The organism is Rhodococcus oryzae, assembly GCF_005049235.1.
Classification (GTDB): domain Bacteria; phylum Actinomycetota; class Actinomycetes; order Mycobacteriales; family Mycobacteriaceae; genus Rhodococcus_G; species Rhodococcus_G oryzae.
In genome coordinates, this window is sequence record NZ_SUMD01000007.1 from 92,821 (window position 1) to 119,429 (window position 26,609).

Below are 26,609 nucleotides of genomic sequence, written 5' to 3' on the forward strand. Positions count from 1 at the left end.
TCAGACTACGGCCCGGCCTGTACCCGCGGCGCGGTCAGGTCGTACATAGTTGCGCCATCGACCGTGGTGACGGCGAAGTTCTGTGCGACCCATTCGGATATCTGCGCACCGCTGCCGCCGGAGTCGCCGGGGCCCATGCCGCCGCCCCCGATGAAGTAGTGGATCTTCCCCTCGGCCACGTACTGCTGGAACTGCGCCAGGCTCGGCGAGGGGTCGCTGCCGTTGAAGCCGCCGATCGGCATCACCGGATCCCCGGTGGCCAGTTGGTACCCGGAGGCGCTGTTGGAGCCGACGGTGGCGGCCACCCAGGTGTAGCGGTCTGCGTCTTGTTCGAGCCGTTCGGTCATGTCAGCACTGGGCTCGCTACCGTTCAGCAACCCACCGCCGGGGCCGCCCCCACTCATCTGTTCTGGCCCGCCCGGCCGGTTTCCCGCGCGTCCGCCCGGCGGGTTCCCGGCAGGTCCGCCCGGCGCAGGCCCGGTCCCCGGGGTCCCGAGGGCGGCACCCGTCTGCGGCGGACCCACCATCACCTTGCCGTCCTGGACGATCATCCAGCCCGCACCGGCATATTCGCCGAGGTCGAACGGCAGTCCCCAGGCACTCGGCCCCGCGGTGGGCAGCGCGCCGCCGTGCGGGGTCCCGATGGTGTCTACCGCGTACGCGGCCGGGCCCGCCAGCCCGGTGAGCATCCCCGCCACCGCGGCCGCCGCTGCCACCCGCCCGCTCAGGCGCGGCCACAGCAGGGCCACCGCCGCGAGGGCGCCGACCACCAGCACCGTCCAGCGCAGCCACGGCAGGAAGGACGAGCTTCGACCGAGCAACTCCCATGCCCACGCGGCGCTCGCGGCCAGGGTGCCCGCCAGCACGACGCGGACCCACCAGTCGGCCCGCCTGCGCCAGGCCAGCACCGCGCCCGCGCCGACCAGAGCGCCGACCTGCGGGGCCATCGCGACCGTGTAGTACGAGTGGAAGATCCCGGCCATGAAGCTGAACACCAGCCCCGTGACGACCAGCCAGGACCCGAACAGCACGAAAGCCGCCCGCCGGGGATCGACGCGGGCACTCCTGCCACACAACACGATTCCGAGCACGCCGAGGATGAGCGCGGCGGGTATCAGCCACGCGATCTGACCGCCCTGCTCCAGGTCGAACATCCGGGTGATGCCGGTACTCCCCCACATCCCGCCGGGACCACCACCGGGCAGTTCAACGAAAGGCGGCATCCCGGCGGCCTCCGTGCCCGGCCCCGGCCCCCGCCCTGGCGTGACGCTGCCGCGCTCGTTGCCGTTCAGCCGGCCCAACCCGTTGTAACCGAGGGTCAGCTCCAGGATCGAGTTGTCTTGCGAGCCGCCGATCCAAGGACGGGAGTCGGCGGGCCACAGCTCCACGGTCAGCAGCCACCAGCCGGCGGCGACGACCATCGCGGCCAGCGCAGCGAACAGCTGCAGCACCCTTCTGCCCAGCTTCGGCGGCCCGAACAGCAGGTAGGTCAGCGCCAGCGGCGGCACCACGAGCATCACCTGCAGCTGCTTGGTCAGGAAGCCCAGCCCGACGAACGCGCCCGCCAGCACCAGCCACCGGGTCCGGCCGTCGGACACGCCGCGCAGCAGCGCCCAGGCGGAGGCCACCATGAGCAGCACCAGCAACGCGTCCGGGTTGTTGAACCGGAACATCAGCACCGCGACCGGCGTGAGCGCCAGCACGAGCCCGGCGAGCAACCCGGCCGCGGCGCCGAAGTACCGCCGCACCGTCGCCCACAGCAGGGCGACGGTGGCGACCCCCATCAGCGCCTGCGGCACGAGGATGCTCCACGAGCTGAGGCCGAACACGCGCACCGACAGCGCCATCACCCACAACGAGGCGGGCGGCTTGTCGACGGTGATCGAGTTCGCGGCGTCGGACGAGCCGAAGAAGAAGGCCTTCCAGGACACCGAACCCGCCTGCACCGCGGCGGAGTAGAACGAGTTGGCCCAGCCGGAGGCGCCGAGTCCCCAGAGATACGCGACGGCGGTCCCGATCAGCAGCGCCGCCAGCAGCCACGGCTCCGGCAGGCGGCGCGGCGGCGCGGGATCGGGGTGCGCCGTCACGTTCGGCGGTGCAGCGGTGGTGGTGGTCACTGCGTGACTCCTTCGTGGTGATTGCGGAACACCCAGCGCAGCGCGACAAACCGGGTGACGGTGGCGACGAGGTTCGCGGCGACGAGCACCGCGAGTTCGAGATGCTTGGAGGCGTCGGGCAGCCAGCGGTGCAGGGCGAACAGGGATCCGCTGGTGAGCAGCAGCCCGAACGCGAACACCGCAAGGCCCTGGGCCTGGTGTTTGGCGGCATCCGACCGGCCGCGCACCCCGAAGGTGAACGCCCGGTTGGCGGCGGTGTTGAGCACCGCGGTGACGAGCAGCGCGACGAGATTCGCCGCCTGGGCGCCGATCGCGGGATGCAGTGCCAGGTAGAGCAGCGCATAGGCGGCAGTCGAGGCGACCCCGACGACCGCGAACCGCGCCAGTTGCCCGACCATCCCGCGCGGCACGCCAGGAACCAGCGGCTCCCGACCGAGTCCCTCCCTCAGCGCGGCGACCGGCAGGGCGCCGGTGGCCAGCGCCCGTCCCACCCGCACCACTCCCTTGAGGTCGGCGAGCGCGGTCGCGACGAGGTCGACGGAACTGTCGGGGTCGTCGACCCAGTCGACCGGCACCTCGTGGATCCGCAGACCCACCCGCTCGGCCAGCACCAGCAGTTCTGTGTCGAAGAACCAGCCAGTGTCCTGCACCAGCGGCAGCAGCCGGCGCGCCACGTCCGTCCGGATCGCCTTGAAACCGCACTGGGCGTCGGTGAATTTCGCCCGCAGGGCGCCGCGCAGGATGAGGTTGTAGCAGCGGGAGATCACCTCACGTTTGGGCCCGCGCACCACCCGTGACGAGCGGGAGAGCCTCGATCCGATCGCGAGGTCCGAGTGCCCGGACAGCAGCGGCGCCACCAGCGGCAGCAGCGCGTTGAGGTCGGTGGACAGGTCCACGTCCATGTACGCGACGACCCGTGCGTCCGATCCGCCCCACACCGCGCTCAGTGCCCGGCCGCGGCCCTTCTCGTCGAGATGCACCACGCGGACCCCGTCGAACTCGGCGGCGAGCCGCGCCGCGACCGAGAGGGTCGAGTCGGTGCTCGCGTTGTCCGCGACGGTGATTCGGCTCGGGTACGGAACCGACGCGTCGAGGTGCGCGCGCAGCCGCCGCACGCAGCGCTCGAGGTCGCGTTCCTCGTTGTACACCGGGATGACCACGTCGAGCGCCACGGTCTGGGTCTCCGGTGGCGGTTCCGGCGCCGTCTCGCCCCGGACCAGTGAGTTCGTCATGCGGCCCACCCTCGCGGCCGAACCTGTGGTGTCCCTGGACCGCGGCTGGCAACTTCCTGCGGACGCATGATGTGACTTACGTCACATCATGGTGGCGATGAATACCGGAGCCGACCGCCGTCTCTATTGCTGAACCCACCGCACGGTGACAAGAGAGTTCGACGAAAGGACTCAGATCATGGAATCCATCACCACGCCCGCCGGAATCACAGTCGCCTTCGACCGCTACGTCGGTGGCGATGCCGGAACAGTCATTCTCGTCGGTGGTGCATTCAGCTACCGCACATTCCCGAAAATGGTGGAGCTGGCCCAGAAGCTGGCCGATGAATACCGTCTCACCGTCATCAATTACGACCGCCGCGGCCGGGGCGACAGCAGCGATTCGCCAGGCGTGTACGACGTCGAGAACGAGATCGACGATATCGCCGCACTGGTCGAGGCGACGGGTGGATCCGCCGCCCTGTTCGGCTGGTCCTCCGGCGCGGGACTCGCGCTGCTGGCGGCCGCCTCGGGCCGGGTGCCCGGCATCACCAAGGTCATCGCCTTCGAGCCGCCGTTCGTCGTGAACAACGAGGACTTCGTTCCCGCCGCGAATCTTGATGTGACGCTGCACAAGCTGATCGCCGAGGACCGCCGCGCCGAGGTCGTGAAGTTCTACATGACCCACGCCATGGGCATGCCCCGCCCCTTCGTCGCCGTCATGCGATTCACGCCGTTCTGGAAGAGCCTGAAGGCGACCGCCCCTGCGACCGCCCATGATTGGGCCGTCATGGGCGACTACATGCGCGGTGAACCGCTGCGCGCGGCGGACTGGTCCGACATCACCGTGCCGACCCTGGTCATCTCCGGCGGAAAGAGCGGCGATCTGCTGCGCACCGCCGCCCGCGCGATCACCGCGGTCTTGCCCAACGCCCAGCACGTGGAACTGGCCAAGCTGAGCCACAACCCGAACATCGCGCTGCTCACCCCACCAGCCGGTGAATTCCTCACCGGTACAGCCAATTACGCCGTCTGATCCGACCGCACCCACGTCCGACAACACCGCCAGGAGTACTCCCATGCGCAGAATCACCGCAGGCCTGTTCGTTTCGCTCGACGGCGTTGTCGGCGAACCTCAGGACTGGCACTTCCCCTACTTCAACGACGAGATGGGCGCGGCCGTCGGCGCACAGCTCGCGTCGGCGGACACCCTGCTCCTCGGCCGCGAGACCTACGACAGCTTCGCCGGAGCCTGGCCGGGACGGGAGGCCGCGGGCGGCGAGGACGCCGGCATGGCCAAGGCCCTCGGCGACGCCCGCAAGATCGTCGTCTCCCACCAGGATCTCGATTTCACCTGGCGCAACTCCGAACAGCTGGCGGGCGATCTGGTCGACGCCGTCACCGAGCTCAAGCAACAGCCGGGCGCGACGGATATCGCCATGAGTGGTTCCCCGTCGATCGTCCAGCAGTTGCTGGCAGCAGGGCTGATCGACGAACTGCATCTGCTCGTGCACCCCGTCGCCCTGCGCAGCGGCAAGCGGCTGTTCGAGGAGGGCGCGCCGATCCCACTGCGCCTCATCTCCGCCCAGACCTTCACCACCGGGGTGCTGCACCTGATCTACACCTCCGCCGATGCCTCGGGCTCCGTCGGCTACGACGACGCCAAAGTGCATCTCGCCGACGTAACGGGTAACCCGGCATAATCGCGGCATGGCATCCGTCTTCAGCATGATCATCGCCGGCGACCTCCCGGGCCGGTTCGTCTGGGAGGACGACGAGGTCGTCGCGTTCCTCACCATCAACCCGATCACCCAGGGCCACACGCTGGTGGTCCCGCGCGCCGAGATCGATCAGTGGCAGGACCTCGACGGCGAGGTGCTCGCCGAGTGCACGAAGGTCGCGCAGATCATCGGGCAGGCGGTGCGCAAGGGCTTCGACGCCCCGCGCGCCGGACTGCTGATCGCCGGTCTGGAGGTGCCGCACCTGCACCTGCACGTGTTCCCGGCGTTCAGCCTCGGCGACTTCAACATCTCGGGCGCCGACCCGAACCCCTCGCCTGAGTCCCTGGACGAGGCGCAGGCCACCATCAAGGCGACACTGCGCGAGCTCGGCCACGGGGCGAACGTCCCGGACTGACTCCGCCGCTGGTTCGGCCGAGTGTGCACCTGCGGTCGCAAACGTCGAGTGGGTGCGCACACAACTGCACACTCGGCGGGGCACACGCTGCCGCGGACCGGTGGGGCTAGTCGGGCCGCTCGATCCGCGGCAGCAGCACCCGGAACACCGCGCCGCCGCCCTCCGGCGACTCCACCGCGACCGTGCCGCCGTGCGCGGCGACCAGCGCCGACACGATGGACAGGCCCAGCCCGCTGCCGCCGGACTCCCGGGTACGAGAGCTGTCCGCGCGGTAGAACCGCTCGAAGACCCGCTCCCGCGTCTCCGCGTCCAGTCCGGGCCCCGTGTCGGCGACCTCCAGCACGGCATCCGGCCCCTCGGTCCCGACCCGGACGGTGACCGCGGCATCGGCCGGGGTGTGACTGAGCGCGTTGCCCACCAGGTTGCCGAGCACCTGGCGAAGGCGCGCCTCGTCGCCGAGGACCTCGGCCTGCCCGGGACCGCCGAGCACCTCGAGGCCGATCTCGCGTTGCGGGGCAACTGCTCTGGCATCGTGGACCGCGTCGGAGGCGACGGTGAGCAGATCCACCGGCGCGCGTTCGAGCGGGCGCTGCGCGTCGAGCCGGGCCAGCATCAGCAGGTCCTCGACCAGCAGACCCATCCGGGCGGCCTCACCCTCGATCCGCGACATCAGCAGCCCGGTGTCGGTCATCGCGCCCTGCCGGTACAGCTCGGCGAACCCTCGGATGGTGGTCAGCGGGGTGCGCAACTCGTGGCTGGCGTCGGCGACGAAGCGTCGCATCTTCTGCTCGGACCGGCGGGCCGATTCCTCGGAAGCCTCGGTGGCCGCGAACGCGGTCTGGATCTGGGCGAGCATCCCATTGAGCGCCGCCGACAACCTGCCGACCTCGGTCCTGCCGCCGTACTCGGGCACCCGGCTGTGCAGGTCCCCCGCCGCGATGGCCGCGGCCGTGTGCTCCACCTCGACCAGCGGGCGCAGGCTGCGCCGAACCACGAAATACCCGAGCACGGCCAGGATCAGCAGAACCAGCGCCCCGATCACGAGCTGGAGGATCACCAGCCGTTGCACGGTGGCGTCGACGTCGGACAGGCTCACCGCGACCGTCACCGTGCCCATCGGCGAGGTGTTGGCCAGCACCCGCCACCGCTGCCCGGGGTCACCGACCGAGCCCACCGTGACCGGCTCCGGACCGAGGTCCTGCGGCAGATCCGGTTGATGTTTGGCGTCGTCGTTGATGACGAACTGGGGCTGTCCGCCGGGGGCCTGCACGAGGACGAAGAATGGCGTCGGCGGCCGGTCGGGCCCGGGCGCGGGCAGCGCGAAAGGAGGCGGCGGCAACGGCAGCGCCTGGGGCTTCGCCCAGCCGTGCGCCGCGTCGCGCAGCATCTCGTCGGTGCGGGCGACCAACGAGTTCTCCAGCGACGAGGTGACCGCGACCCCCGACACGAGCAACCCCAGGCCCGCGAGCAGCACGAGCGCCGCCACCAGCGACAACCGCAGCGGGACCCGGCGCGCCATCACGGCTCCCTGGGCTCGCGCATGACGTAGCCGACCCCGCGCAGGGTGTGGATCAGCCGCCGGTCCCCGGTGTCGACCTTGCGCCGCAGGTACGACACGTACGACTCGACCACCCCGACCTCGCCGCCGAAGTCGTAGTGCCACACGTGGTCGAGGATCCGCGGCTTGCTCAGCACCACGCCTGCGTTGACCATGAAGTACCGCAGCAGCGTGAACTCCGTCGGCGACAACGACACCGGCTTGCCTGCCTTCCACACCTCATGGGTGTCGTCGTCGAGCTCGAGGTCCGCGAACCGGATACGTGCGGACTCGGCGGACTGCGCGCCGCCCGCCGCCCGCCTCAGGATCACCCGCAGCCGGGCCACCACCTCCTCGAGGCTGAACGGCTTGGTGACGTAGTCGTCGGCGCCGAGGGTGAGCCCGGCGACCTTGTCCTCCACCGCGTCCCGCGCGGTGAGGAACAGCACCGGCGCGTCGACGCCGTCGGCCCGCAGCCTGCGCAGCAGGCCGAAGCCGTCCATGCCGGGCATCATCACGTCCAGGATCACCGCGTCCGGCCGGAAGCCGCGCGCCCGGTCGAGGGCCTCCGGCCCGGTGGCGGCGGTCTCGACCTCGAAGCCCTGGAACCGCAGGCTCACCGACAGCAGTTCGACGATGGTCGGCTCGTCGTCGACGACCAACACCCTGGCCTCGGTTCTGGTGGCGCTCACTCCCCCATCTTGTTCGCGATCGCTGCCAGGAGGCTGGACATCGGCTGTGAACTTCCTGTGAGTCGGCACGGGGACCCGTGCGCTAGAGTTTCCCCTGCGCTCCCTCGGGAGTTCCCCGGTTCCTGTCGACGTCGGAACCGGATGCAGCACTCACGGTGTGGCTCGCCTGATTCTCCGGGGCCACGCCGACCTCGACGGTCACAGCACCGGACGCGCGCCGTCCGGCGTCCCTTTCGTGCCGTCCTCCGACTCGATCCGGAAATCGGGTGCTCACGCATTCTCGAGGGGTCCGGATCGCGAGGCGCCCGCCGGGCGGTCCCACCTGGGATTCGCCCGGCGGACGACCCACCGACGAACACCTGCCGACACCGCGGATCCGCGCACCCGGCGATGCGGCAGACTCTGGGTGTGACCGCCGACAAGTGCCCGCACACCATCACCGGGCCGACCCCTGCGACCGATCCGGCGCCGGCCGCGCCGGCCGCGCGGGTGGGACCGGCAACCGTCATCCCGAGGCCCCGACACCGGCTACCGGTGCTGGGCGATCTGCTGAGCGTCGACCCGGCCAAGCCGGTGCAGAAGGAAATGCGGATGGCCGCCGAACTGGGCCCGATCTTCGAGCGCAAGATCGTCGGCCAGCGCCTCGTCGTCGTCTCGGGCGTCGACCTGGTGTCGGAGGTCAACGACGAATCGACCTGGGCGAAGTCCCTCGGCCAGCCGATCCGCAAACTCCGCAGCATTGCGGAGGACGGGTTGTTCACGGCGTTCAACAACGAGCCGAACTGGGCCAAGGCACACAACATCCTGGCCCCCGGCTTCAGCCAGGCCGCGCTGCGTGGCTATCACGGTTCGATGCTCCGGGCCCTCGAAGGCCTTCGGTCTGCGTGGGACGGTGCCGCGGCCACCGGAGACCCGGTCGACGTCTCCCGGGACATGAACCGGCTCACCCTCGACGTGATCGGACTGGCCGGGTTCGGCTACGACTTCGGCTCGTTCACGAAGTCCGCAGGAGCGGAGCCCGCGGAGCGACCAGTGTCAGAGGACCCGTTCGTGACGGCCATGTCGCGGGCGCTGGCTCACATCAACCGCACCTCGAACGACCTTCCTTTCATTCGAAAGCTGTTCGGCAGAAAGGCCGCCATACAGCACAAGGCCGACATCGCACTGATGCGCTCGGTCGTCGACGACGTGATCGCGGAGCGGAGCCGACACCCGGGTGGTCACGACGACCTCCTCGACCTGATGCTGGGCACCGTCGACCCGGCCAGCGGGGAATCCCTCGACCCGGTGAACATCCGCAACCAGGTACTCACGTTTCTGGTCGCTGGCAACGAGACCACCGCGGGGACACTCGGATTCGCCCTCTACTACCTGGCCAAGCACCCGGAGATCGCGGCCGCCGCCCGCGCGGAGATCGACGCCGTGGCCCCCGGCGACGCCCCGCTCTCCTTCGACCAGATCGGGAAGCTGCGGTACCTGCGCCGGGTGGTCGACGAGACCCTGCGCCTGTGGCCCGCCGCGCCTGGCTACTTCCGCAAGGTCCGGACGGACACGGTGCTCGGCGGCCGGTACGCGATGCCGCTGGGATCCTGGGTGTTCGTGCTGCTACCGCAGCTGCATCGAGACCCGGTGTGGGGCAAGGACACCGAGACCTTCGACCCGGACCGTTTCTTGCCGGAACAAGTCCGCAAGCGGCCTCGCGACGCGTACCGGCCCTTCGGGACCGGCCCCCGGTCCTGCATCGGGCGCCAGTTCGCGCTCCACGAGGCCGTGCTGACGCTGGCGGAACTGCTGCGCCAGTACGAGTTCACCGGCGACCCGGCGTACACACTCGACATCCAGGAAGCGGTCACCCTCAAGCCACGCGGCTTCACGCTCCGGATCCGATCGCGATGACCGGGAGCGTCGAGACACCGTGAACGAATGGCACCTGATCGAAACGTTGGCCGAGGACTCGCCGACCGTGGTCAGCACCGGAGGAACGGTGCGCGCGTGGACCTCGGCCGGCCGGCTGTCCCCCGCCCCAGGCATCCGGGTCGAACCACTGGTCGAGGCCGTGCGGTCCGGCCGCCGCCGCGAGGTCCTCGAGGCGCAGAGCCAGAGGGGCGAGCGCAAGCGGTACCGCCTCGAGGCCTTCCCCGTCCTCGGACCGTCCGGCGACACCCACGGCGTCCAGCTGTGGATCGGGGAGGCCGACGCCCCGCCGTCACCACCGCGGATGGCGTCCGGTATCTCCTGGTTGCTCGAGCGCCTCATGATCGCGCAGACGCTCGAGGCGTCGATGATGTCCGGGGTCAGCCCCGCCGACCACGTCACCGAACGGACGCCTGCCGAGTACTACGCCAAGGCGGTCAAATTCGACGAGTCGGAATCGCTGTTCGCACTGGCCTTCAATCCGCAGCCGGGCGCCCGATGGGACGCCGACATGAGCGTGCTGCACGCCGACGGCCGGATCATGCGGTGGCACTGCTGGGCCAGGGCCAGGACCGAACCGGGGCAGGCGGGCCTGCGTCTGCTCTGGCACGACGTCACCGACACGGTCGAGCCACGCAGGCCGACGCTCGCCGAGCTCGGCATGCAGGAGGTGATGCGGGGGGCCGGGATCTACACCGCGCTGTTCGAGACCGAGCTCGGGGTGCTGACGATGTGGCTGGCGGAGCCGGCCCCGTGGGTGCACTGGCGCGGCATCGAGGGCGGCAACCGGGTCATCCACCCCGAGGATCAGGGCGTGCTGGAGCTGGCCCGCGCCCGCTTCGATTCCGGGTCCGTCGAACCCGTCGAGGCGGAGGCACGGCTTCGGGCGGGCGAGGACGAGTGGGCACTGTCCAGCCTGCGCATCTCGCCGTATCCGGGCGGGCTGGGCAATCGGCTTGCGATCGTTCAGATCTCGCGGGTGCCGCAGAGCTAGCGCTCGTCGTTGCGGCGGTGGTGACCGAAGACACCCGCACCCGGGGCATTTCGTTTGCTACGGTAAAGACGTCAACATGACATCCGGACGAGCAGCACCGTACCCGGCCAGCGACAAGACGGTGCCTTGGGAGAATCACACCATGGCATGGATTGTGCTCGTCATTTCTGGAATCTTCGAGGCCATCTGGGCCACCGCCCTCGGCAAGTCCGAGGGATTCTCGAAGCTCAACCCCTCGATCGTCTTCGGCGTCGCCCTCGTGATCAGCATGGGCGGGCTCGCCTATGCGATGCGCAGCCTTCCCATCGGCACCTCGTACGCGGTGTGGGTCGGCATCGGCGCGTCCCTCACGGTCGGTTACGCGATGATCACCGGCTCCGAATCGTCGTCGATCGTGAAGATCCTGCTGATCCTCGGCATCGTCGGCTGCGTAGTCGGACTCAAGGTCCTGCACTGACCGACCGCCGCGCCCGGACCGGGCGTGTTGCCCGTCACCACAGGGTTACAGTTACCTCATGAACCTGGTGGCGATGGTCACACTCCCGGTGCGGGCCAGCCTCGCGATCACCGACTCGGCGCTGGGGGTGGCCGAAACCGCACTCGGCGCCGCCCGCGTCATGCTCGCCGCCTCGACCTCCCCCGGAGCGGCGGCGAGCCTCGGCGGATTCGCCGCGGCCAACCCCTCCGGACCGCTGAAGCTGCTGCAACAGGTCGCCGAGCTCGCCTCGGACCAGCGGCCACTCGGCCAGGCGATGCGCCCCGGCGGGCCACTGGACCGACTCCTCGAACCGGGCGGCGTTGTCGACCGGCTCACCGCACCCGGCGGCACCCTGGAGCGGATCATCGAACCGGGCGGGCCGCTCGAGCGGGTGCTCGCCACCGGCGGCCCGGTCGACCGACTGCTCGATGTGGACGGACCGGTGGAGCGACTGCTCGCCCCCGGCGGGCTGCTCGACCGGCTCACCGCCGAGGAGGGACCGCTCGAACGCCTCACCGCCACCGCCGGGCCGCTCGAAACCCTCACCCGCGAGGGTGGTCTCATCGAGCGCGCGCTCGAGGAGGACGGCATCCTCGAGACCCTGCTGGCCAGGGACGGCGCGCTCGAACGGATCATCGCGGACGGCGGTCCGCTCGACCAGATCGTCAGCCTCTCCGAGACGCTGGCGTCGCTGGCGCCCAACCTCGAGAAGATGGGCGACAGCATCGAACTGCTCCGCGAAACGGTTGGGGTCCTCAGCGCGGCGGTGGGCCCGCTCGGCGACCTCGCCGGGCGGCTGCCCGGCCGCTGGCTCAAGGGCGGCAGGGGCAACGGCGCCGAGTACAGCTAGCCGCCGCGCGGCGACCGGTTCCGGTGGCACCGAGCCTAATCCGCCCCTACGGTGTGACGGTGCCCGAACTCGCCCGAACGCTCGGGGTCCGCGACTGCGTGATGATCGGCCTCGGCTCGATGATCGGGGCCGGGATCTTCGCCGCGCTCGCCCCGGCCGCGCGGGCTGCCGGGGCGGCGCTGCCCCTCGCGCTGGCCGTCGCCGGGGTCGTCGCCTACTGCAACGCCACCTCGTCCGCCCGGCTGGCCGCCCGGTACCCGAGCTCGGGCGGGACCTACGTGTACGGCCGCGAGCGGCTCGGCGAGTTCTGGGGATACCTAGCCGGCTGGGGCTTCGTGATCGGCAAGACCGCGTCCTGCGCGGCGATCGCCCTGACGGTCGGCGCCTACGCCTGGCCCGCGCACGCACACGCCGTCGCGGTGGCCTCCGTGCTCGCGCTGACCGCGGTCAACTATGTGGGAGTGCAGAAGTCGGCGCTGCTGACCCGGGTCCTGGTCGCGGTGGTGCTCGCCGTGCTGGCGTTCGTGGTTGTCGTGGGCCTGGGCTCCTCGGCGCCGGGCCGCTGGGCGGACGGCGGCTCGGGCGGCGCCGTAGGTGTGCTGCAGGCCGCCGGGCTGCTGTTCTTCGCGTTCGCCGGCTATGCCCGGATCGCCACGCTCGGCGAGGAGGTCCGCGACCCGCGCCGCACCATCGGCCTGGCCATCCCCATCGCGCTGGGCGTCACGCTGGTCGTGTACGCCTTGGTCGCGGCGGCGGCACTGAAAACCCTTGGCCCGCAGGGCCTGGCGGAGGCGACCGATCCGCTCGCGCAGGTGGTGCGGGCCGCGGGAGCACCCGGCTTGGAACCGGTGGTCCGGGTCGGTGCGGCGCTGGCCGCACTCGGTTCCCTGCTCGCGCTGATCCTCGGGGTCTCGCGCACCACCCTCGCGATGGCGCGCGACGGCCACCTGCCACGCGGGCTTGCCGCCGTGCACCCGCGCTTCGGCGTGCCGCACCGCGCGGAGTTGCTGGTGGGCGCGGTCGTCGCGGTGCTCGCCGCGGTCGCTGACCTGCGGCACGCGATCGGGTTCTCGTCGTTCGCCGTGCTGGCCTACTACCTGATCGCGAACTGCTCGGCGCTGACGCTGACCCGCAAGGAGGGCAGGGTGTGGCCGGGGATCCCGATCCTGGGCGCGCTCGGCTGCGTGGTGCTGGGGTTCGCGCTGCCCCTCGCCTCCGTGCTCAGCGGGCTGGCGGTGCTCGGCGCGGGCGCGCTGGTGTACGCGGTCAGGCGGCACACGATCTCCCCGTGACGCACGAAGAGGGGGCGCCTCCCCGCCGGGAGGCGCCCCCTCTGCATCGCGCTGCGTGCGTCAGAGGTTGACGTGGATCGCGAAGCTGAAGAGGTCGCCGCCGAACAGGGCGAAGTCGTTGAGGAACTGGGTCAGCGCGGGGAACATGGTCAGCCTTTCGAGGAATGGGTCGCACCTGGTGATGCGACCGGAACGCTACACAGACTTAGGCTAGGCATGCCTTGGCTACATCCCGAGAGGGCCCTCTTTGTGAACAAGAACACAGGATAGCCTCACCTATCTAGGGTGCCGCATATCAGCGCCTCGTCCGCCCACGGCGAAACGCCGCAGCGGCGGGAACAGACCCCTGGTCGACGAGGTTGAGCATCACACGCTCAACTTCAGAAGGGCAGGGAAATGACAACAACCGAACGTCTCCCCGTGCTGTTCGTGGCGGAACCGGTGGTGCTGCCAGGAATGGTCGTCCCCATCGAGCTCGACGAACCGGCACAGGCCGCCATCGATGCGGCCCGCAGCAGCAGCGACGGCCGCGTGCTGCTCGCCCCACGCCTCGAGGACCGATACGCGGCGTTCGGCGTGGTCGCCTCCATCGAACAGATCGGCAGGCTCAGCGGCGGGGCCCCGGCCGCCGTCCTCAAGGCCGGCAGGCGCGCCCGCATCGGCACCGGCGTCACCGGACCGGGCGCCGCGCTGTGGGTCGAGGCCGAACTCGTCGAGGACCAGGCGTCCGACGGCCGGACCACCGAACTCGCCCACGAGTACAAGAACCTGGTGGTCGCGGTCCTGCAGCGCCGCGAGGCCTGGCAGGTCATCGACTCGGTCAACCGGCTCACCGACCCCTCGGCGATCGCCGACACCGCCGGATACGCCCCGTACCTGACCGACCTGCAGAAGCGGCAGCTCCTCGAAACGCCTTCGGCGACAGAGCGTCTGACCGTGTTGATCGATTGGACGAAGGAGCACCTCGCCGAGGTCGAGGTTGCCGACAAGATCGGCGACGACGTCCGCGAGGGCATGGAGAAGAGCCAACGCGAGTTCCTGCTGCGGCAGCAACTCGCCGCGATCCGCAAGGAACTCGGCGAGGGCGAGGCGGACGGGGCGGACGACTACCGCTCCCGCATCGAGGGCGCGGACCTGCCGGACTCGGTGCGCGAGGCGGCATTACGCGAGGTCGGCCGGCTGGAGCGAGCGGGCGATCAGAGCCCCGAGTCCGGCTGGATCCGCACCTGGCTCGACACGGTGCTCGAACTCCCGTGGACGGTCCGCACCGCGGACAGCACCGAGGTCGCGGCGGCCCGCGCGGTCCTCGACGCCGACCACCACGGCCTGGAGGAGGTCAAGGACCGGATCGTGGAGTACCTGGCGGTCCGCGCGCGCCGCGCGGAGCGGGGCATGGAGATCGTCGGCGGTCGCGGCTCGGGCGCGGTCATGGTGCTCGCCGGCCCGCCCGGCGTCGGCAAGACCTCGCTGGGCGAGAGCGTCGCACGGGCGTTGGGACGCAAGTTCGTTCGCGTCGCGCTCGGCGGCGTCCGCGACGAGGCGGAGATCCGCGGGCACCGGCGCACCTACGTCGGCGCGCTGCCCGGGCGGATCGTCCGCGCGATCAACGAGGCCGGGTCGATGAACCCGGTCGTGCTGCTCGACGAGATCGACAAGGTCGGCTCGGACTACCGCGGCGACCCCGCTGCGGCCCTGCTCGAGGTGCTGGACCCGGCGCAGAACCACACGTTCCGCGACCACTACCTCGATCTCGACCTCGACCTGTCCGACGTGGTGTTCATCGGGACGGCCAACGTGGTGGAGTCGATCCCGGCCGCCCTGCTGGACCGCATGGAGCTCGTCACCGTCGACGGCTACACCGCCGACGACAAGGTGGCGATCGCGAGGGATTTCCTGGTGCCCCGTCAGCTCGAACGCGCCGCGCTCACCGCGGACGAGGTCGAGGTCACCGAGGACGCGCTGCGCGAGATCGCGGCCGACTACACGAGGGAGGCCGGGGTCCGGCAGCTCGAAAGGCTGCTGGCGAAGGCGCTGCGCAAGGCCGCGACCCGGCTCGCGGGCGTCGCCGCACCGGAGCGGGTCGTGATCGGCGTCGACCAGCTCAGGGACCTCCTCGGCCGGCCGCGCTTCACCCCCGAGGCACACGAGCGGACCTCGGTTCCCGGGGTCGCGACCGGGCTCGCCGTCACCGGGCTCGGCGGCGACGTGCTGTTCATCGAGGCGAACGCCACCGAGGGCAAGGCGGGGCTGACCCTGACCGGGCAGCTCGGCGACGTGATGAAGGAGTCGGCGCAGATCGCGCTGTCCTACGTCCGCTCACACGCGACGGAACTGGGCGTCGACCCCGCCGCCCTGGACCGGAGCATCCACATCCACGTCCCCGCGGGTGCGGTGCCCAAGGACGGGCCGTCCGCCGGGGTGACGATGGCGACGGCGCTGGTCTCGCTGGCGCTGGGTCGCCCGGTGCGCTCCGACGTCGGCATGACCGGCGAGGTCACGCTCAACGGGCGGGTGCTGCCGATCGGCGGCGCCAAGCAGAAGCTGCTGGCGGCGCAGCGGGCGGGGCTGAGCACGGTGTTCCTGCCCGCCCGCAACGAGCCGGACCTGGACGACGTCCCCGCTGACGTCCTCGAATCCGTCGAGGTGCGGTTGGTGTCCGACGTCGCGGACCTGCTGCGGTCGGCCATCACGTCCGCCGAGGAGCAGGCGGTGCAGGCGGCATAGCCGCTGGTGCGCGGTCCGTACCCCGACCGGGGTACGGATCGCGCACAGTCGCGGTAGCGCTTTACATCGACAGATGTAAATATAGACACATGTCGAATCAAGATTTGGCGCTGACCGACGCCACCGAGCGGTGCTCGCCGCTGGTCCGCGAACCATTGAGCGCGGGCCGCGCGCACGAGATCGCCCGCACGTTCAAGGCCCTCGGCGAGCCGGTCCGACTGCGGCTGCTGAGCCTGATCGCGAGCCACGACGGCGGTGAGGCCTGCGTCTGCGACATCTCCCCCTCCTTCGATCTGTCCCAGCCGACGATCTCGCATCACCTCAAGGTGCTGCGCGAGGCGGGCCTGCTGGACTCCGAGCGCCGCGGCACCTGGGTCTATTACCGGGTGATCCCCGCCGCGTTGCACCAACTCTCGTCGGCACTCGCGGATGCCGATCCCACCGCCGCGGTGACCGCGTGAGCGCGCCCGCGACCACCGAGGGCCACCCGGCCGTCGTCGGCAAACTCTCCACCCTCGACCGCTTCCTGCCGGTGTGGATCGGCGCCGCGATGGTCGCCGGGCTGCTGCTCGGCAACATGATCCCGGGACTCGACGACGTGCTCGGCGCGGTGGAGATCGACGGCATCTCGCTGCCGATCGCCCTCGGCCTGCTGATCATGATGTACCCGGTGCTGGCGAAGGTCCGCTACGACCGGCTCGACACCGTCACCGGCGACCGCAAGCTCCTGATCAGCTCACTGGTGCTGAACTGGGTGCTCGGCCCCGCGCTGATGTTCGCGCTGGCCTGGATCTTCCTTCCCGACCTGCCCGAGTACCGCACCGGACTGATCATCGTCGGGCTGGCCCGCTGCATCGCGATGGTCATCATCTGGAACGACCTGGCCTGCGGGGACCGCGAGGCCGCCGCCGTCCTGGTCGCGATCAACTCGGTGTTCCAGGTGATCATGTTCGCTGCCCTCGGCTGGTTCTACCTCTCCGTGCTGCCCGGCTGGCTCGGCCTCGAGCAGACCACCATCGACACCTCACCGTGGCAGATCGCGAGGTCGGTGCTGATCTTCCTCGGCATCCCGCTGGTCGCCGGCTACCTGTCCCGCCGACTCGGCGAAAAAGCAAGGGGCCGAGACTGGTACGAGGGCACGTTTCTGCCCAAGGTCGGGCCGTGGGCGCTGTACGGGCTGCTGTTCACCATCGTGGTGCTCTTCGCCCTGCAGGGAGATCAGATCACCTCGCACCCCCTCGATGTCGTCCGCATCGCGATCCCGTTGCTTGTGTACTTCGCGGTGATGTGGGGCGGCGGCTACGCGCTCGGCGCCGGCCTGGGCCTCGGCTATCAGCGCACCACGACCCTCGCGTTCACCGCCGCGGGCAACAACTTCGAGCTCGCCATCGCCGTCGCGATCGCCACCTACGGCGCCGCCTCCGGGCAGGCGCTGGCCGGGGTGGTCGGACCACTGATCGAGGTTCCGGTCCTGGTCGGGCTCGTCTATGTCTCGCTCGCGCTGCGCGGGCGCTTCCGTTCCGCCGACCTTCCCGCCTGACGAAAGGCCGATCATGGCAACCACACCCAGCGTCCTGTTCGTCTGCGTGCACAACGCCGGGCGGTCCCAGATGGCCGCCGGCTTCCTCACCCACCTCGCGGGCAACGCGATCGAGGTCCGCTCCGCAGGCTCCGCGCCCGCCGACGCCGTCAACGCGGCCGCGGTTGCCGCGATGGCCGAGCTGGGCATCGATATCTCCGCACAGTCCCCGAAGATCCTCACCCCCGACGCGGTCGAGTCCTCGACCGTGGTCATCACCATGGGCTGCGGGGACAGCTGCCCGGTGTTCCCCGGCGTGAGCTACCGCGACTGGCAGCTGGCGGATCCGGCCGGCCGGGGCGTCGAGCAGGTGCGCCCGATCCGCGACGAGATCAGGTCCCGCGTCGAAGCCCTGATCGCCGAGCTGGCCCCGACCGACTAGCTCTTGTGGGACAACGGATCCGGGATCGGACGGAACGGGGTGCGCTGTCGGAGCCGGCCCGATCGTCTGGTACTGATACGGGCATGAAACGAACCCTGATCGCCGCCGTCGCGGCCGCCGCCGTGCCCTTCCTCCTCGTCGGCTGCAGCTCTGATTCCGAGGAGAAGACGAGCGACTCCGCCGCCAGTACGGTCGAGGAGCTGGCGATCGGCGAGACCCCGCAGCTGACCGGCGACATCTACCACGACACCTGCGTCGGGATCAGCGAGTACATCAAGACCCTCAAGGACGCAGGCATCACCGACGAGGCCGCCACGCCGGAGGCCATCGGCGCCGAGTTCGCGAACCTCGCGAAGGCCGCGCCGGACTGGGCCACCAAGTCCGAGCAGGATCAGAAGGACTTCCAGCGCGGCGTGGACGCCGGCATCAAGGGCGAGTGCTGACCGCTCCCCCACCGTGACGAGAACGCCCCCGCCGACCTGCTCGGCGGGGGCGTTCTCGTCGGTCCCCGGCCACAGCTCGATGCACGTTGACATCTCATGTCAAACTGTCACGCACGAGCCGCAGGGCTCGTCCAGAGTGCACGGTCAGGAGGGCACGTGGAGATCACCGAGGAGTCGGCCGTCGCGCTGGCGGGCGCGATCCGGGCGGGATCGCTCAGTTCGCGTGAGGTGGTCGAAGCGCACATCGCGGTGCTCGAGCGGGTCAACCCGTCGCTGAACGCGGTGGTGGTCGAACGGTACGACGCGGCCCGACGGGACGCGGACGAGGTCGACGCGCGGCTGGCCGCCGACGGGCCGGACGCGCTGCCGCCGCTCGCGGGCGTTCCGGTGACCGTCAAGGAGTCGCTCGCCGTCGCAGGCATGCCCAACACCGCGGGAGTCGTTGCGCGCAAGCACATCCGCCCCGCGGCACACGCGCCGGTGGTGCAGCGCGTCCTCGACGCGGGCGCGATCGTGCTCGGCCTGACGAACACGTCCGAGGGCTGCATGTGGATCGAGAGCAACAATCGGGTCTACGGGCGCACCAACAACGCCTACGACCGTCGGCGCAGTGCGGGCGGCTCCTCCGGCGGCGAGGGTGCCGTGATCGGCAGCGGCGGGTCCCCGATCGGGATCGCCACCGACACGCTGGGCTCGATTCGCATTCCGGCCTTCTGCAACGGCGTCTTCGGGCACCGGCCCTCGACCGGACTGCTGCCGGTCACCGGATCCTGGCCCCCGCCCTACGGGGTCGCGCGGATGTGCGCGAACGGTCCGCTCGCGCGCCGCGCCCAGGACCTGATGCCCCTGCTGGAGATCATGGCGGGACCCGATGGTGTCGACCCCCTCGTGCGGGAGCTGCCGCTGCAAGACCCCGCGTCGACCTCGCTGACCGGCGTCCGGGTGACCCTCGTCGAGGACGCGTTCCTGCCGGGCACCGGTCGCGAGATGCTGCGCGCGCGGGACCGGGCCGCCGCCGCGCTGGAGGACGCGGGCGCGAAGGTCGAGCACGTCACGATGACGTCGCTGCGCCAGATCGGCCTGTTCACCACCATCGTCCTGGCCGAGGAGACGGGCATCAGCTTCGCGGAGATCATGCGCGGGGAGGGCGCCCATCCCCTGTCGCTGCCGGAGCTGGTCGCGCCGCGCGGCAAGCACACGGCGCCGATGCGGTCGCTGGTGATCGGCGAGGTCCTCGAGAAGCTGTTGCCGAAGCCGCTGGTGCGGCGGCTGGCCACCGCCGCGCACACGGCGGCGGACGAGGTGACGGCGATCATCGGGGACGGCCTGCTGTTGCATCCGACGATGCCCGCCGTCGCGCCGCGGCACGGCGCGTCCACCGGCCAGCCGTGGCGGACCAACGCCGTCGCCCCGTTCAGCCTCGCCGGGCTGCCGGTTACCCAGGCACCGCTCGGGCTGGGCTCGGCCGGACTGCCGCTTGGCGTCCAGATCGTCGGTGGGATGGGCAACGACTACCTGACGATCGCCGCCGCGCTCGAGTTGGAGCGCGCGTTCGGCGGATGGGCGCCCCCGCGGGGCAACTAGACTCGCTGGCAATCACCCGACCGAGAGATCGCCTTCCGTGCCTGCCGACCAGCTCCCCCCTCCGACGACCCCGAGCCTGAACGCGGACTGCGGCAATTGCTTCGCGCTGTGCTGCGTGGCGCTGCCCTTCGCCAGGTCCGCGGACTTCGCCGTCGACAAGTCCGCGGGCCGGCCCTGCACGAACCTCCTGGACGACTTCCGGTGCGGGATACACACCGACCTGAGGCACCGGGGGTTCACGGGCTGCACCGTCTACGACTGCTTCGGCGCCGGTCAGAAGGTGTCGCAGCAGACCTTCGAGGGGCGCGACTGGCGCCGGGACCCGGCCGGGGCAGGCGCGATGTTCGAGGTCTTCCCGATCATGCGGCAGCTGCACGAGCTGCTCTGGTACCTGAACGAGTCGCTGACGACCGCGGCCGCCGAACCGGTCCACGCCGAACTCCGTGACGCCTGGGACCGAACGGTGGAGCTGACCGACGGCGACGCGGGCTCGGTGGCCCGGATCGACGTCGATCGCCACCGACAGGAGGTGAACGTGCTGCTGCTCCGGGTCAGCGAGCTGGTTCGCGGGGCCGTGCCGGGCCGCAAGCGTGAGCACCGGGGAGCCGACCTCATCGGCGCCAAGCTGCGCGGCGCGAACCTGCGGGGCGCGAACCTGCGGGGGGCGTATCTGATCGGCGCGGACCTGCGGAAGGCCGACCTGCGGTCGTCCGATCTCATCGGCGCCGACTTCCGGGGAGCGGATCTCCGGGGCGCGGACCTGACCGAGAGCATCTTCCTGACCCAGTTCCAGGTCAATGCCGCGAAGGGCGACGCGACCACCCGCCTGCCCGCCGCGCTGACGGCGCCCTCGCATTGGGGCGATTCGCCGCCAGAAGGACTCACGGCGAACCCCGCTTCGCGAGGTCGTCCTCGTCGCGCGGGTGGCGGCGGAACCAGGCGGCGTAGCGGTCGGCCAGCGGCGCCGCGCTGAGCCCGTGGGCCAGCACCGAGGCCCCGATCGTGATCACCGCCGTCGTCACGAGCAGGTCCTCGTGGGGCAGTTGCCCCGGTTCCTCGAGAATGAGGATGACGAAGACGATCGTGGCGAGTCCGCGGGGACCGAACCAGCCGAGGAACGCGACGGTCGGCGCGCGCGGGTGCGTGCCGACCAGTGACAGCGCGACGGGGACCATCCGGACGACGGTCAGGCTCAGCGCCGCATAGCCGAGCGCGGCCCAGGACAGGTGCCCCAGGGCGGGGCCGAGCAGCACGGCGCCGAAGACGATGAAGGTCACGGCGCTGAACATGTCGCCGCCCTCGTCCAGCAGGCGTTCCCCCTCTTCGTCGCCGCCGCTTCTGCGCCGGATCGCGCCGAAGGTCAGTCCGCCGATGAACGCGGCGATGAAACCCGAGCCGCCCAGTGGCACGGCGGCGGTATAGGCGAGCACGGCCGCCATCACGGGGACGATCTGCGCCCACAGCGGGTCGATCGTGCCGCGCCTGCGCGCGGCGGCCAGGAGCGTGGCGGCGACCGCGCCCGCGCCGACGCCCGCCGCGATGCCGTAGCCGATCTGCTCGGTGACCAGCCGGGCCGCGGCGCCGCCTCCGAGCGCACCCGATTCCGCCTCCGCGATGGCCAGCACGACAAGGAAGAGCGGCACGCAGATGCCGTCGTTGAGCCCGCTCTCGACGTTCAGTCCCTGCCGCACCCGCAACGGCAAGGACCGAAGGGTCACGACGGCTTGCCCGAGCGCGGCGTCCGTCGGGGCGAGGATCACCGCGAGCAGCAGGGCCTCGGGCCAGGCGAGGTCGCCGAGCACGACCACCGCGGCACCGAAGCCGGCCAGGATGGTCAGCGGCAGGCCGATGCCGAGCAGCCGGGCGGGCAGGGAGATCTCGGTGCGGAGGGCGGACAGGTCCACCCGGGCGGCATCGGAGAACAGCACCAGCGCGAGCGTCACCTCGGCGAGCAGCTTCACGGTCTCGGCTGTGACGTGCACGTCGATCAGACCCGCGGACTTCCCCCCGAGCAGGAGGCCTGCGGCGGTGAAGACAATGGGGGCCGTGATGGGCGTGCCCTCGAGGCGCCGGGACAGCGCCGCGAAGACGAGCAGGACCCCGGCGATCACGGGTAGCGCCCATGTCATGCCGCCACCGCCCCACTCACCTCGCCGGGCTACCAGGTCATGTCCAGTATCCGCCGGTCAGTGTGCGCCAGCGGCCGTTTCCACGCGCGCGTCGCGTAGCTGTGTTTGCACGCTCTCGATTTCGGCGTCGGACAACCCACCGGCACGCAGGTATCCAGCTGCGCCGCCGTGCACCCGATCAAGCCAGTCCATAGCCGTCTCGATCGCATCGGTCGGCGACTCCGTCGCGAGGGCGCGGAGTCTCGGCACAGCAGGAATGCCCGAGGAGGTGATGAGGCCGAGCAACCGCTCGGCGAACGGGCCCGCCAGGTTCTCTCCCGTACGCGTGTAGTCCTCAACGATCGCCCGCCGTTCGACATCGGCGAGCATCAGCAGTATCGCCGATACCAACCCGGTCCGGTCCTTTCCGGCGGTGCAGTGGAAAAGCACGCCCGGACCAGACCCGTCTGCAGGAGTGACGATGCTCCTCGCTGCGGTCGCGAACGCGGCAGCACTGTTCTCGAGAATCGTCACGTAGAGGTCACTCAACGTCGGAACCTGATCGACGATGGTCTGAACCTGATCGTGCGTCAGCGGTCTACTGCGGCCATCGGAGGGAAGCAGTTGCTGGACGAGCTCGTCCATGGCCCCACCCTGTATGGGCAGCGAGATGAACCGGACGGAACCATCCGCAGGAAGCACATCCGGTGCCCGATGCCGCTCTCCCTCGGTCCGCAGATCCACGACCGTCCCGATCCCCAACGACACCAACTGCTCAACTCCCATCGGGGTGAGCGAACTCAACGCGTCGGAGCGATACAGCACCCCAGCACGCACCGCGCCGCCACCTACGAGTGGTAGCCCCTCGAGACCGCGGGCGTTATGTGTTACCTCGAGCATCGAGGACAGATCCATCCGAACTACTCCTCACCTTGACGTCAAGTGAACCTGGATGAGCCGACAACGTTGCAAATGTACGGGGCCGGAGCACAATACGGGCGAGACCGGAGAGCGTGGGCAAGATGTGGGCAAAAGCGCAGTGAGGGCCACTTCCGAAACTCGGAAATGGCCCTCACCTGCAGCGGAGTGCATCCGCTCGCTGAGCCCCCTGTCAGGATTGAACTGACGACCTTTCGCTTACAAGGCGAGTGCTCTACCACTGAGCTAAGGAGGCGGACAAAGCGCGCCCATCATATCTGGCCGCCTCCGAGGCCCCGAAACCGACAGCGCGGATGCGCGCCTGACCGGCTACCGGACCTACCCGCTCAACGTGTAGAGGTGATCGGGACTGATCACCTCGGTGATCGCGGTGGCGAGGACGCCACTGGACCCGGTGTCCAGAGTGTCGACGTCCGAGTTGATCAGAATGACCATGGTCAGATCCTTCTCCGGCAGGTACACGACGACGCTCTTGTAACCGGGCAGGCTCCCGTTGTGCCCGATCCATCCCTGCACATCGAAGACGCCGAGGCCATACCCGACGCCGTCGATCCCCTCAGCCGGCAGCATCTGCAATCGCTGCTTCTGGGTATCCGTATCGAGCAGCTCGCCCTTGTACAGCGCGTGCGCCCAGGTCCGCAGATCGTCGAGCGTCGAGATCATCGAACCGGCAGCCCACCCCCACGAGGGATTCCAATCGGTCGCTACCCCGAGCGTCTCGTCCTTCGTCTGCGTCGTGTAACCCTGGGCGTGCGGCTCCGGAAAAGCGTTCGACGTGGGAAAGTTGGTGTCCTTCATCCCCAGCGGTTCAAGGATCTTCCCCTTGATGATGTTCGTCATCGAGTCCCCCGATACCTTCTCGACGACCATCCCCAGCAGGATGAAGTTGGTGTTGGAGTATTCGAGCCGGTCACCCGGCTCGAAATGCAACGGGTCGCCCTTGACGTATCCCACCAGCTGCCCCGGGCTGAAATCACCCTTGGGGTCGGCAAGGAAATCGGTGCCGAACTGTTCGTCGTACGTGTAGTCGGCCAGCCCGCTTCGCATGCCCGCCAGGTGGCGCAGGGTGATTCTGTCGCCCTCGGTCACACCGTCGACGTACATCGAGATCGGATCATCGAGTCCGACCTTGCCCTCATCAACCAGCTGTAGCAGAGCCGTCGCGGTGAAAGTCTTGGTCACGCTACCTATCCGGCTGTAGAAGTCGGTTTTCATGGGAGCCCCGGTCGCGGTGTCCGCCGTCCCCGTTGCTCTGACATAGCTGCCGTTCGGTCCCCACACGCCCACGATCGCGCCCGGTACCCCGGTCTTCCGGACCGCCTCCGCTATTGCCGAGTCCAGCTTCGCGGTCGTCGCCTGATCCATCTGCACGCCGGCAGGCGCCGAGGACTCCGAGCCAACCGACGCGGAGCCCTCACCCGTGCCACCACATCCGGTGGCCCCGACCGCCACCACGAGCGCCCCCGCGATGGCGCACAAGGCCCTCCTCGAACGCACACAATTGATCGACATCGACCTGCCCTCCCGCTCCAGCGCATCCGCCCTGGATGCAGACCCAGTAGAGCAGTTGAATTCACTAAAACCGATACAGGACTACGCATTTCAGAAGAATCGCGACCTGCGGCGTATATGCGTATAGGCCTTGAGACATACCCGATAGGCCCCGAATGTGTCCGCTCGGACGATGCAAAGACGGGCATAGTGGTTCTAGCGTCGATCGAGTCGGAGTCGCCGAGGCGATAGAAGGGGGGCGCACGCGACAATGACCACCATGCGTTGCCTCCGCCCTGCGGAACATCTCGATGACCGCTCGTCGGCCCGCTGGGCCTTTGATGCGATCGTCGCGGCGCTGGCGGTGGCGGTGGCGATGCCCGACCTCTTCCACGACGGCGAGGGCCCGCCCTGGGTCGCGATCGCGGTCTTGGTCGCCGTGCTCGCCCCGCTGGCGGTCCGGCGCATCTTTCCGATCCCGGTATTCACCTGGGTCCTGATCAGCGCGGTCGCCGCCGGACTCTGGAACGACAACATCGCCGCCGACCTGGGCCTGCTCATCGCCCTCTACACCGTCGCCGCAACGCAATCGCGACTGGAGGCGCTGACAGCGGCGGCCTTCCTCGAATTCGCCATGATTGTCGACACCGTCCGCACCACCGATGGCAGTTGGTGGCACGCCTCGATCCTCGTGTCGGGCTTGGTCGGTACCGCACTCGGGCTCGGACTGTACGCATCGACCCGGCGCGCATACCTTGCCGAACTCCGCGATCGCGCGGTGCGTTTGGAACGCGAGCGCGACCAGCAGGGTGAGCTGGCCGCGGCCGCGGAACGCGCGCGGATCAGCCGCGAGATGCACGACATCGTCGCGCACCACCTGACCGTCATGGTTGCCCTCAGCGAGGGCGCGGTCGCCGCGAGTGCAACCTCGCCCGAACGCGGGATCGAGGTGATGCGCACAGTGTCCGCCACCGGCCGACAGGCACTGGCCGACACCAGGAGGCTGCTCGGCGTCCTGCGCGAAGACGGGGTCGGGGACCCCGGCGATGGCGCGCTCGCGCCCGTCCCGGACCTGGCCGAACTCGACATGCTCATCGCCCGGGTGCGTGGCGCAGGACTGCCGACCTCATTCGAGGTGAACGGGAGCGCCACCGACCTACCGGCCACCGTCCAGCTCACGGTCTATCGGCTGGTGCAGGAGGCGCTCACCAACACCCTCAAACACGGCGGCAAGGGCACCCGCGCCTCGGTACGCCTGCGGTACCTGCCCGGCGAGATCCGGGTGGACGTCGAGGACGACGGTGACGGAGCGGCCGCGACGACGCCGCCCGGCGGGGGCGGCGGCCTGATCGGGATGCGAGAGCGAGTCCACGCATATGGCGGCGTGTTGCGGTCCGGTCCGATGGGGCCCCGCGGTTGGCGGGTCTCCGCTCAGCTTCGCACGGACGAAGGAGAGAGCACGTGATTCGTGTGCTGTTGGTCGACGATCAATCCCTGCTGCGGATGGGATTTCGGCTGATTCTGGAGGCCGAATCCGACATCGAGGTGGTCGGCGAGGCCGGGGACGGCGCGACCGGGGTCCGGATGGCTGCGGCCCTCGAACCGGACGTCGTGATGATGGACGTCCGGATGCCGACCATGGACGGCATCGCGGCCACCGCCGCCATTCTCGACGCCCAGCCCGCCTGCAAGATCCTGATCCTCACCACCTTCGATGTCGACCAGTACCTCTATGCCGGGCTGAAGGCCGGTGCCAGCGGATTCCTGCTCAAGGACGCGCCCCCGACGGCTCTACTCGCCGCGATTCGCACGGTGGCCGACGGGGAGGCCGTGCTCGCTCCGACCGCGACCCGACGCCTGATCGACCAGTTCATGCCGCTTCTGCCCGAACCCGACCGGCAGGCCCGGCGCGACACGGTTCTCAACGCGCTCACCGACCGGGAGCGGACTGTGTTCGCCGGACTCGCGGCCGGCCGGTCGAATCGCGAGATCGCGGGCGACCTGCAGGTGTCCGAGGGCACCGTGAAAATCCACGTGGGACGAATTCTGTCGAAACTGGACCTGCGTGACCGGGTCCAGGCCGTGGTGCTCGCATACGAATCGGGCCTGATCACCCCGGGAAACTGAGCACCGCCACG

General features: G+C 69.9%; 24 protein-coding genes, 1 tRNA gene and 1 riboswitch. Of the genes, 17 read left to right on the top strand and 8 right to left on the bottom strand.

Annotation, left to right across the window (positions count from 1 at the left end; genetic code table 11):
- Positions 1-5: 5 nt before the first annotated feature.
- Both FCG67_RS15855 and FCG67_RS15860 read right to left on the bottom strand, forming a co-directional pair.
- Positions 6-2,117 carry a glycosyltransferase family 39 protein gene (locus FCG67_RS15855; protein WP_425467846.1) on the bottom strand — a complete coding sequence of 704 codons (2,112 nt, stop codon included), beginning with the start codon at positions 2,115-2,117 and terminating at the stop codon, positions 6-8.
- The gene (locus FCG67_RS15860) at positions 2,114-3,349 is read right to left on the bottom strand and encodes a bifunctional glycosyltransferase family 2/GtrA family protein (RefSeq protein ID WP_136910696.1); all 1,236 of its coding nucleotides are present in this window, start codon (positions 3,347-3,349) and stop codon (positions 2,114-2,116) included. Before FCG67_RS15860 ends, FCG67_RS15855 begins: the two co-directional genes overlap by 4 nt.
- 178 nt (positions 3,350-3,527) lie before the next feature.
- On the opposite strand from FCG67_RS15860, the gene FCG67_RS15865 reads away from it, so the two are divergent.
- The 3 genes from FCG67_RS15865 to FCG67_RS15875 are packed head-to-tail and all read left to right on the top strand — an operon-like array spanning position 3,528 to position 5,464.
- Positions 3,528-4,364 (top strand): alpha/beta fold hydrolase, encoded by an 837-nt coding sequence (locus FCG67_RS15865; RefSeq protein ID WP_136910697.1) that lies wholly within the window; start codon positions 3,528-3,530, stop codon positions 4,362-4,364.
- Between the two features lie 43 nt (positions 4,365-4,407).
- Positions 4,408-5,031, top strand: coding sequence for a dihydrofolate reductase family protein (locus tag FCG67_RS15870; protein ID WP_136910698.1), 624 nt, complete (start codon positions 4,408-4,410; stop codon positions 5,029-5,031).
- A gap of 7 nt (positions 5,032-5,038) precedes the next feature.
- On the top strand, positions 5,039-5,464 hold the full coding sequence (locus FCG67_RS15875; RefSeq protein ID WP_136910699.1) for an HIT family protein: 426 nt from the start codon (positions 5,039-5,041) through the stop codon (positions 5,462-5,464).
- 106 nt (positions 5,465-5,570) lie between these two features.
- On the opposite strand, the gene FCG67_RS15880 is transcribed toward FCG67_RS15875, so the two are convergent.
- Both FCG67_RS15880 and FCG67_RS15885 read right to left on the bottom strand, forming a co-directional pair.
- A complete protein-coding gene (locus FCG67_RS15880) occupies positions 5,571-6,983 on the bottom strand; it encodes a sensor histidine kinase (protein ID WP_136910700.1) in 1,413 nt (470 codons plus the stop codon).
- Positions 6,983-7,693: a response regulator transcription factor gene (locus FCG67_RS15885; protein ID WP_211243224.1), complete on the bottom strand. Its 711-nt coding sequence runs from the start codon at positions 7,691-7,693 to the stop codon at positions 6,983-6,985. The genes FCG67_RS15880 and FCG67_RS15885 overlap by 1 nt, the downstream gene beginning before the upstream one ends.
- 408 nt (positions 7,694-8,101) lie before the next feature.
- On the opposite strand from FCG67_RS15885, the gene FCG67_RS15890 reads away from it, so the two are divergent.
- From FCG67_RS15890 to FCG67_RS15945, 12 genes are all read left to right on the top strand, one after another.
- On the top strand, positions 8,102-9,589 hold the full coding sequence (locus tag FCG67_RS15890; RefSeq protein WP_425467847.1) for a cytochrome P450: 1,488 nt from the start codon (positions 8,102-8,104) through the stop codon (positions 9,587-9,589).
- A gap of 19 nt (positions 9,590-9,608) precedes the next feature.
- Positions 9,609-10,601 carry a GAF domain-containing protein gene (locus FCG67_RS15895; RefSeq protein ID WP_136910702.1) on the top strand — a complete coding sequence of 331 codons (993 nt, stop codon included), beginning with the start codon at positions 9,609-9,611 and terminating at the stop codon, positions 10,599-10,601.
- A 65-nt stretch (positions 10,602-10,666) separates the two neighbouring features.
- A riboswitch (guanidine-III (ykkC-III) riboswitch) is annotated at positions 10,667-10,729 on the top strand.
- 14 nt (positions 10,730-10,743) lie between these two features.
- A complete protein-coding gene (locus FCG67_RS15900) occupies positions 10,744-11,058 on the top strand; it encodes a DMT family transporter (RefSeq protein ID WP_136910703.1) in 315 nt (104 codons plus the stop codon).
- A gap of 58 nt (positions 11,059-11,116) precedes the next feature.
- Positions 11,117-11,929: an ABC transporter gene (locus FCG67_RS15905; RefSeq protein WP_136910704.1), complete on the top strand. Its 813-nt coding sequence runs from the start codon at positions 11,117-11,119 to the stop codon at positions 11,927-11,929.
- 53 nt (positions 11,930-11,982) lie between these two features.
- Positions 11,983-13,221, top strand: a complete 1,239-nt coding sequence (locus FCG67_RS15910) for an APC family permease (RefSeq protein WP_281282343.1) — start codon at positions 11,983-11,985, stop codon at positions 13,219-13,221.
- Positions 13,222-13,617: 396 nt separating this feature from the next.
- Complete coding sequence (gene lon, locus FCG67_RS15915) at positions 13,618-15,945, top strand: endopeptidase La (RefSeq protein WP_136910705.1); 2,328 nt, start codon at positions 13,618-13,620, stop codon at positions 15,943-15,945.
- 89 nt (positions 15,946-16,034) lie between these two features.
- Positions 16,035-16,406, top strand: a complete 372-nt coding sequence (locus FCG67_RS15920) for an ArsR/SmtB family transcription factor (protein WP_136910706.1) — start codon at positions 16,035-16,037, stop codon at positions 16,404-16,406.
- Positions 16,403-17,485 (top strand): ACR3 family arsenite efflux transporter, encoded by a 1,083-nt coding sequence (gene arsB, locus FCG67_RS15925; protein WP_136910707.1) that lies wholly within the window; start codon positions 16,403-16,405, stop codon positions 17,483-17,485. The genes FCG67_RS15920 and arsB overlap by 4 nt, the downstream gene beginning before the upstream one ends.
- Positions 17,486-17,498: 13 nt before the next feature.
- Positions 17,499-17,906, top strand: coding sequence for an arsenate reductase/protein-tyrosine-phosphatase family protein (locus tag FCG67_RS15930; RefSeq protein ID WP_136910708.1), 408 nt, complete (start codon positions 17,499-17,501; stop codon positions 17,904-17,906).
- Positions 17,907-17,989: 83 nt separating this feature from the next.
- Positions 17,990-18,349 (top strand): hypothetical protein, encoded by a 360-nt coding sequence (locus tag FCG67_RS15935; RefSeq protein ID WP_097211899.1) that lies wholly within the window; start codon positions 17,990-17,992, stop codon positions 18,347-18,349.
- Between the two features lie 156 nt (positions 18,350-18,505).
- The gene (locus FCG67_RS15940) at positions 18,506-19,933 is read left to right on the top strand and encodes an amidase (protein WP_169310545.1); all 1,428 of its coding nucleotides are present in this window, start codon (positions 18,506-18,508) and stop codon (positions 19,931-19,933) included.
- A 37-nt stretch (positions 19,934-19,970) separates the two neighbouring features.
- Complete coding sequence (locus tag FCG67_RS15945; RefSeq protein WP_136910710.1) at positions 19,971-20,906, top strand: pentapeptide repeat-containing protein; 936 nt, start codon at positions 19,971-19,973, stop codon at positions 20,904-20,906.
- On the opposite strand, the gene FCG67_RS15950 is transcribed toward FCG67_RS15945, so the two are convergent.
- The 4 genes from FCG67_RS15950 to FCG67_RS15965 form a co-directional block, all read right to left on the bottom strand.
- Positions 20,815-22,062: a cation:proton antiporter gene (locus tag FCG67_RS15950; protein ID WP_136910711.1), complete on the bottom strand. Its 1,248-nt coding sequence runs from the start codon at positions 22,060-22,062 to the stop codon at positions 20,815-20,817. The two genes, FCG67_RS15945 and FCG67_RS15950, sit on opposite strands and share 92 nt — an antisense overlap.
- 57 nt (positions 22,063-22,119) lie before the next feature.
- On the bottom strand, positions 22,120-22,956 hold the full coding sequence (locus FCG67_RS15955) for a tyrosine-protein phosphatase (RefSeq protein WP_136910712.1): 837 nt from the start codon (positions 22,954-22,956) through the stop codon (positions 22,120-22,122).
- Between the two features lie 187 nt (positions 22,957-23,143).
- Positions 23,144-23,215, bottom strand: a tRNA-Thr gene (locus FCG67_RS15960).
- Positions 23,216-23,298: 83 nt separating this feature from the next.
- Positions 23,299-24,492 (bottom strand): serine hydrolase domain-containing protein, encoded by a 1,194-nt coding sequence (locus FCG67_RS15965; protein WP_136910713.1) that lies wholly within the window; start codon positions 24,490-24,492, stop codon positions 23,299-23,301.
- A gap of 259 nt (positions 24,493-24,751) precedes the next feature.
- Between FCG67_RS15965 and FCG67_RS15970 the strand changes: the two genes are divergently transcribed.
- Positions 24,752-25,936 (top strand): sensor histidine kinase, encoded by a 1,185-nt coding sequence (locus FCG67_RS15970; protein ID WP_136910714.1) that lies wholly within the window; start codon positions 24,752-24,754, stop codon positions 25,934-25,936.
- A complete protein-coding gene (locus tag FCG67_RS15975) occupies positions 25,933-26,598 on the top strand; it encodes a response regulator (RefSeq protein WP_097211889.1) in 666 nt (221 codons plus the stop codon). The genes FCG67_RS15970 and FCG67_RS15975 overlap by 4 nt, the downstream gene beginning before the upstream one ends.
- Positions 26,599-26,609: the final 11 nt, after the last annotated feature.

What these genes read in the sequence shown, in the direction of transcription:
- FCG67_RS15870 (WP_136910698.1), top strand. Translation starts at nt 4,408, where the DNA reads ATGCGCAGAATCACCGCAGGCCTGTTCGTTTCGCTCGACGGCGTTGTC.
- FCG67_RS15965 (WP_136910713.1), bottom strand. Translation starts at nt 24,492, where the DNA reads ATGTCGATCAATTGTGTGCGTTCGAGGAGGGCCTTGTGCGCCATCGCG.
- FCG67_RS15905 (WP_136910704.1), top strand. Translation starts at nt 11,117, where the DNA reads ATGAACCTGGTGGCGATGGTCACACTCCCGGTGCGGGCCAGCCTCGCG.
- lon (WP_136910705.1), top strand. Translation starts at nt 13,618, where the DNA reads ATGACAACAACCGAACGTCTCCCCGTGCTGTTCGTGGCGGAACCGGTG.
- FCG67_RS15920 (WP_136910706.1), top strand. Translation starts at nt 16,035, where the DNA reads ATGTCGAATCAAGATTTGGCGCTGACCGACGCCACCGAGCGGTGCTCG.
- FCG67_RS15970 (WP_136910714.1), top strand. Translation starts at nt 24,752, where the DNA reads ATGCGTTGCCTCCGCCCTGCGGAACATCTCGATGACCGCTCGTCGGCC.
- FCG67_RS15935 (WP_097211899.1), top strand. Translation starts at nt 17,990, where the DNA reads ATGAAACGAACCCTGATCGCCGCCGTCGCGGCCGCCGCCGTGCCCTTC.
- FCG67_RS15865 (WP_136910697.1), top strand. Translation starts at nt 3,528, where the DNA reads ATGGAATCCATCACCACGCCCGCCGGAATCACAGTCGCCTTCGACCGC.
- FCG67_RS15880 (WP_136910700.1), bottom strand. Translation starts at nt 6,983, where the DNA reads ATGGCGCGCCGGGTCCCGCTGCGGTTGTCGCTGGTGGCGGCGCTCGTG.
- FCG67_RS15955 (WP_136910712.1), bottom strand. Translation starts at nt 22,956, where the DNA reads ATGGATCTGTCCTCGATGCTCGAGGTAACACATAACGCCCGCGGTCTC.
- FCG67_RS15950 (WP_136910711.1), bottom strand. Translation starts at nt 22,062, where the DNA reads ATGACATGGGCGCTACCCGTGATCGCCGGGGTCCTGCTCGTCTTCGCG.
- FCG67_RS15875 (WP_136910699.1), top strand. Translation starts at nt 5,039, where the DNA reads ATGGCATCCGTCTTCAGCATGATCATCGCCGGCGACCTCCCGGGCCGG.
- FCG67_RS15860 (WP_136910696.1), bottom strand. Translation starts at nt 3,349, where the DNA reads ATGACGAACTCACTGGTCCGGGGCGAGACGGCGCCGGAACCGCCACCG.
- FCG67_RS15930 (WP_136910708.1), top strand. Translation starts at nt 17,499, where the DNA reads ATGGCAACCACACCCAGCGTCCTGTTCGTCTGCGTGCACAACGCCGGG.
- FCG67_RS15900 (WP_136910703.1), top strand. Translation starts at nt 10,744, where the DNA reads ATGGCATGGATTGTGCTCGTCATTTCTGGAATCTTCGAGGCCATCTGG.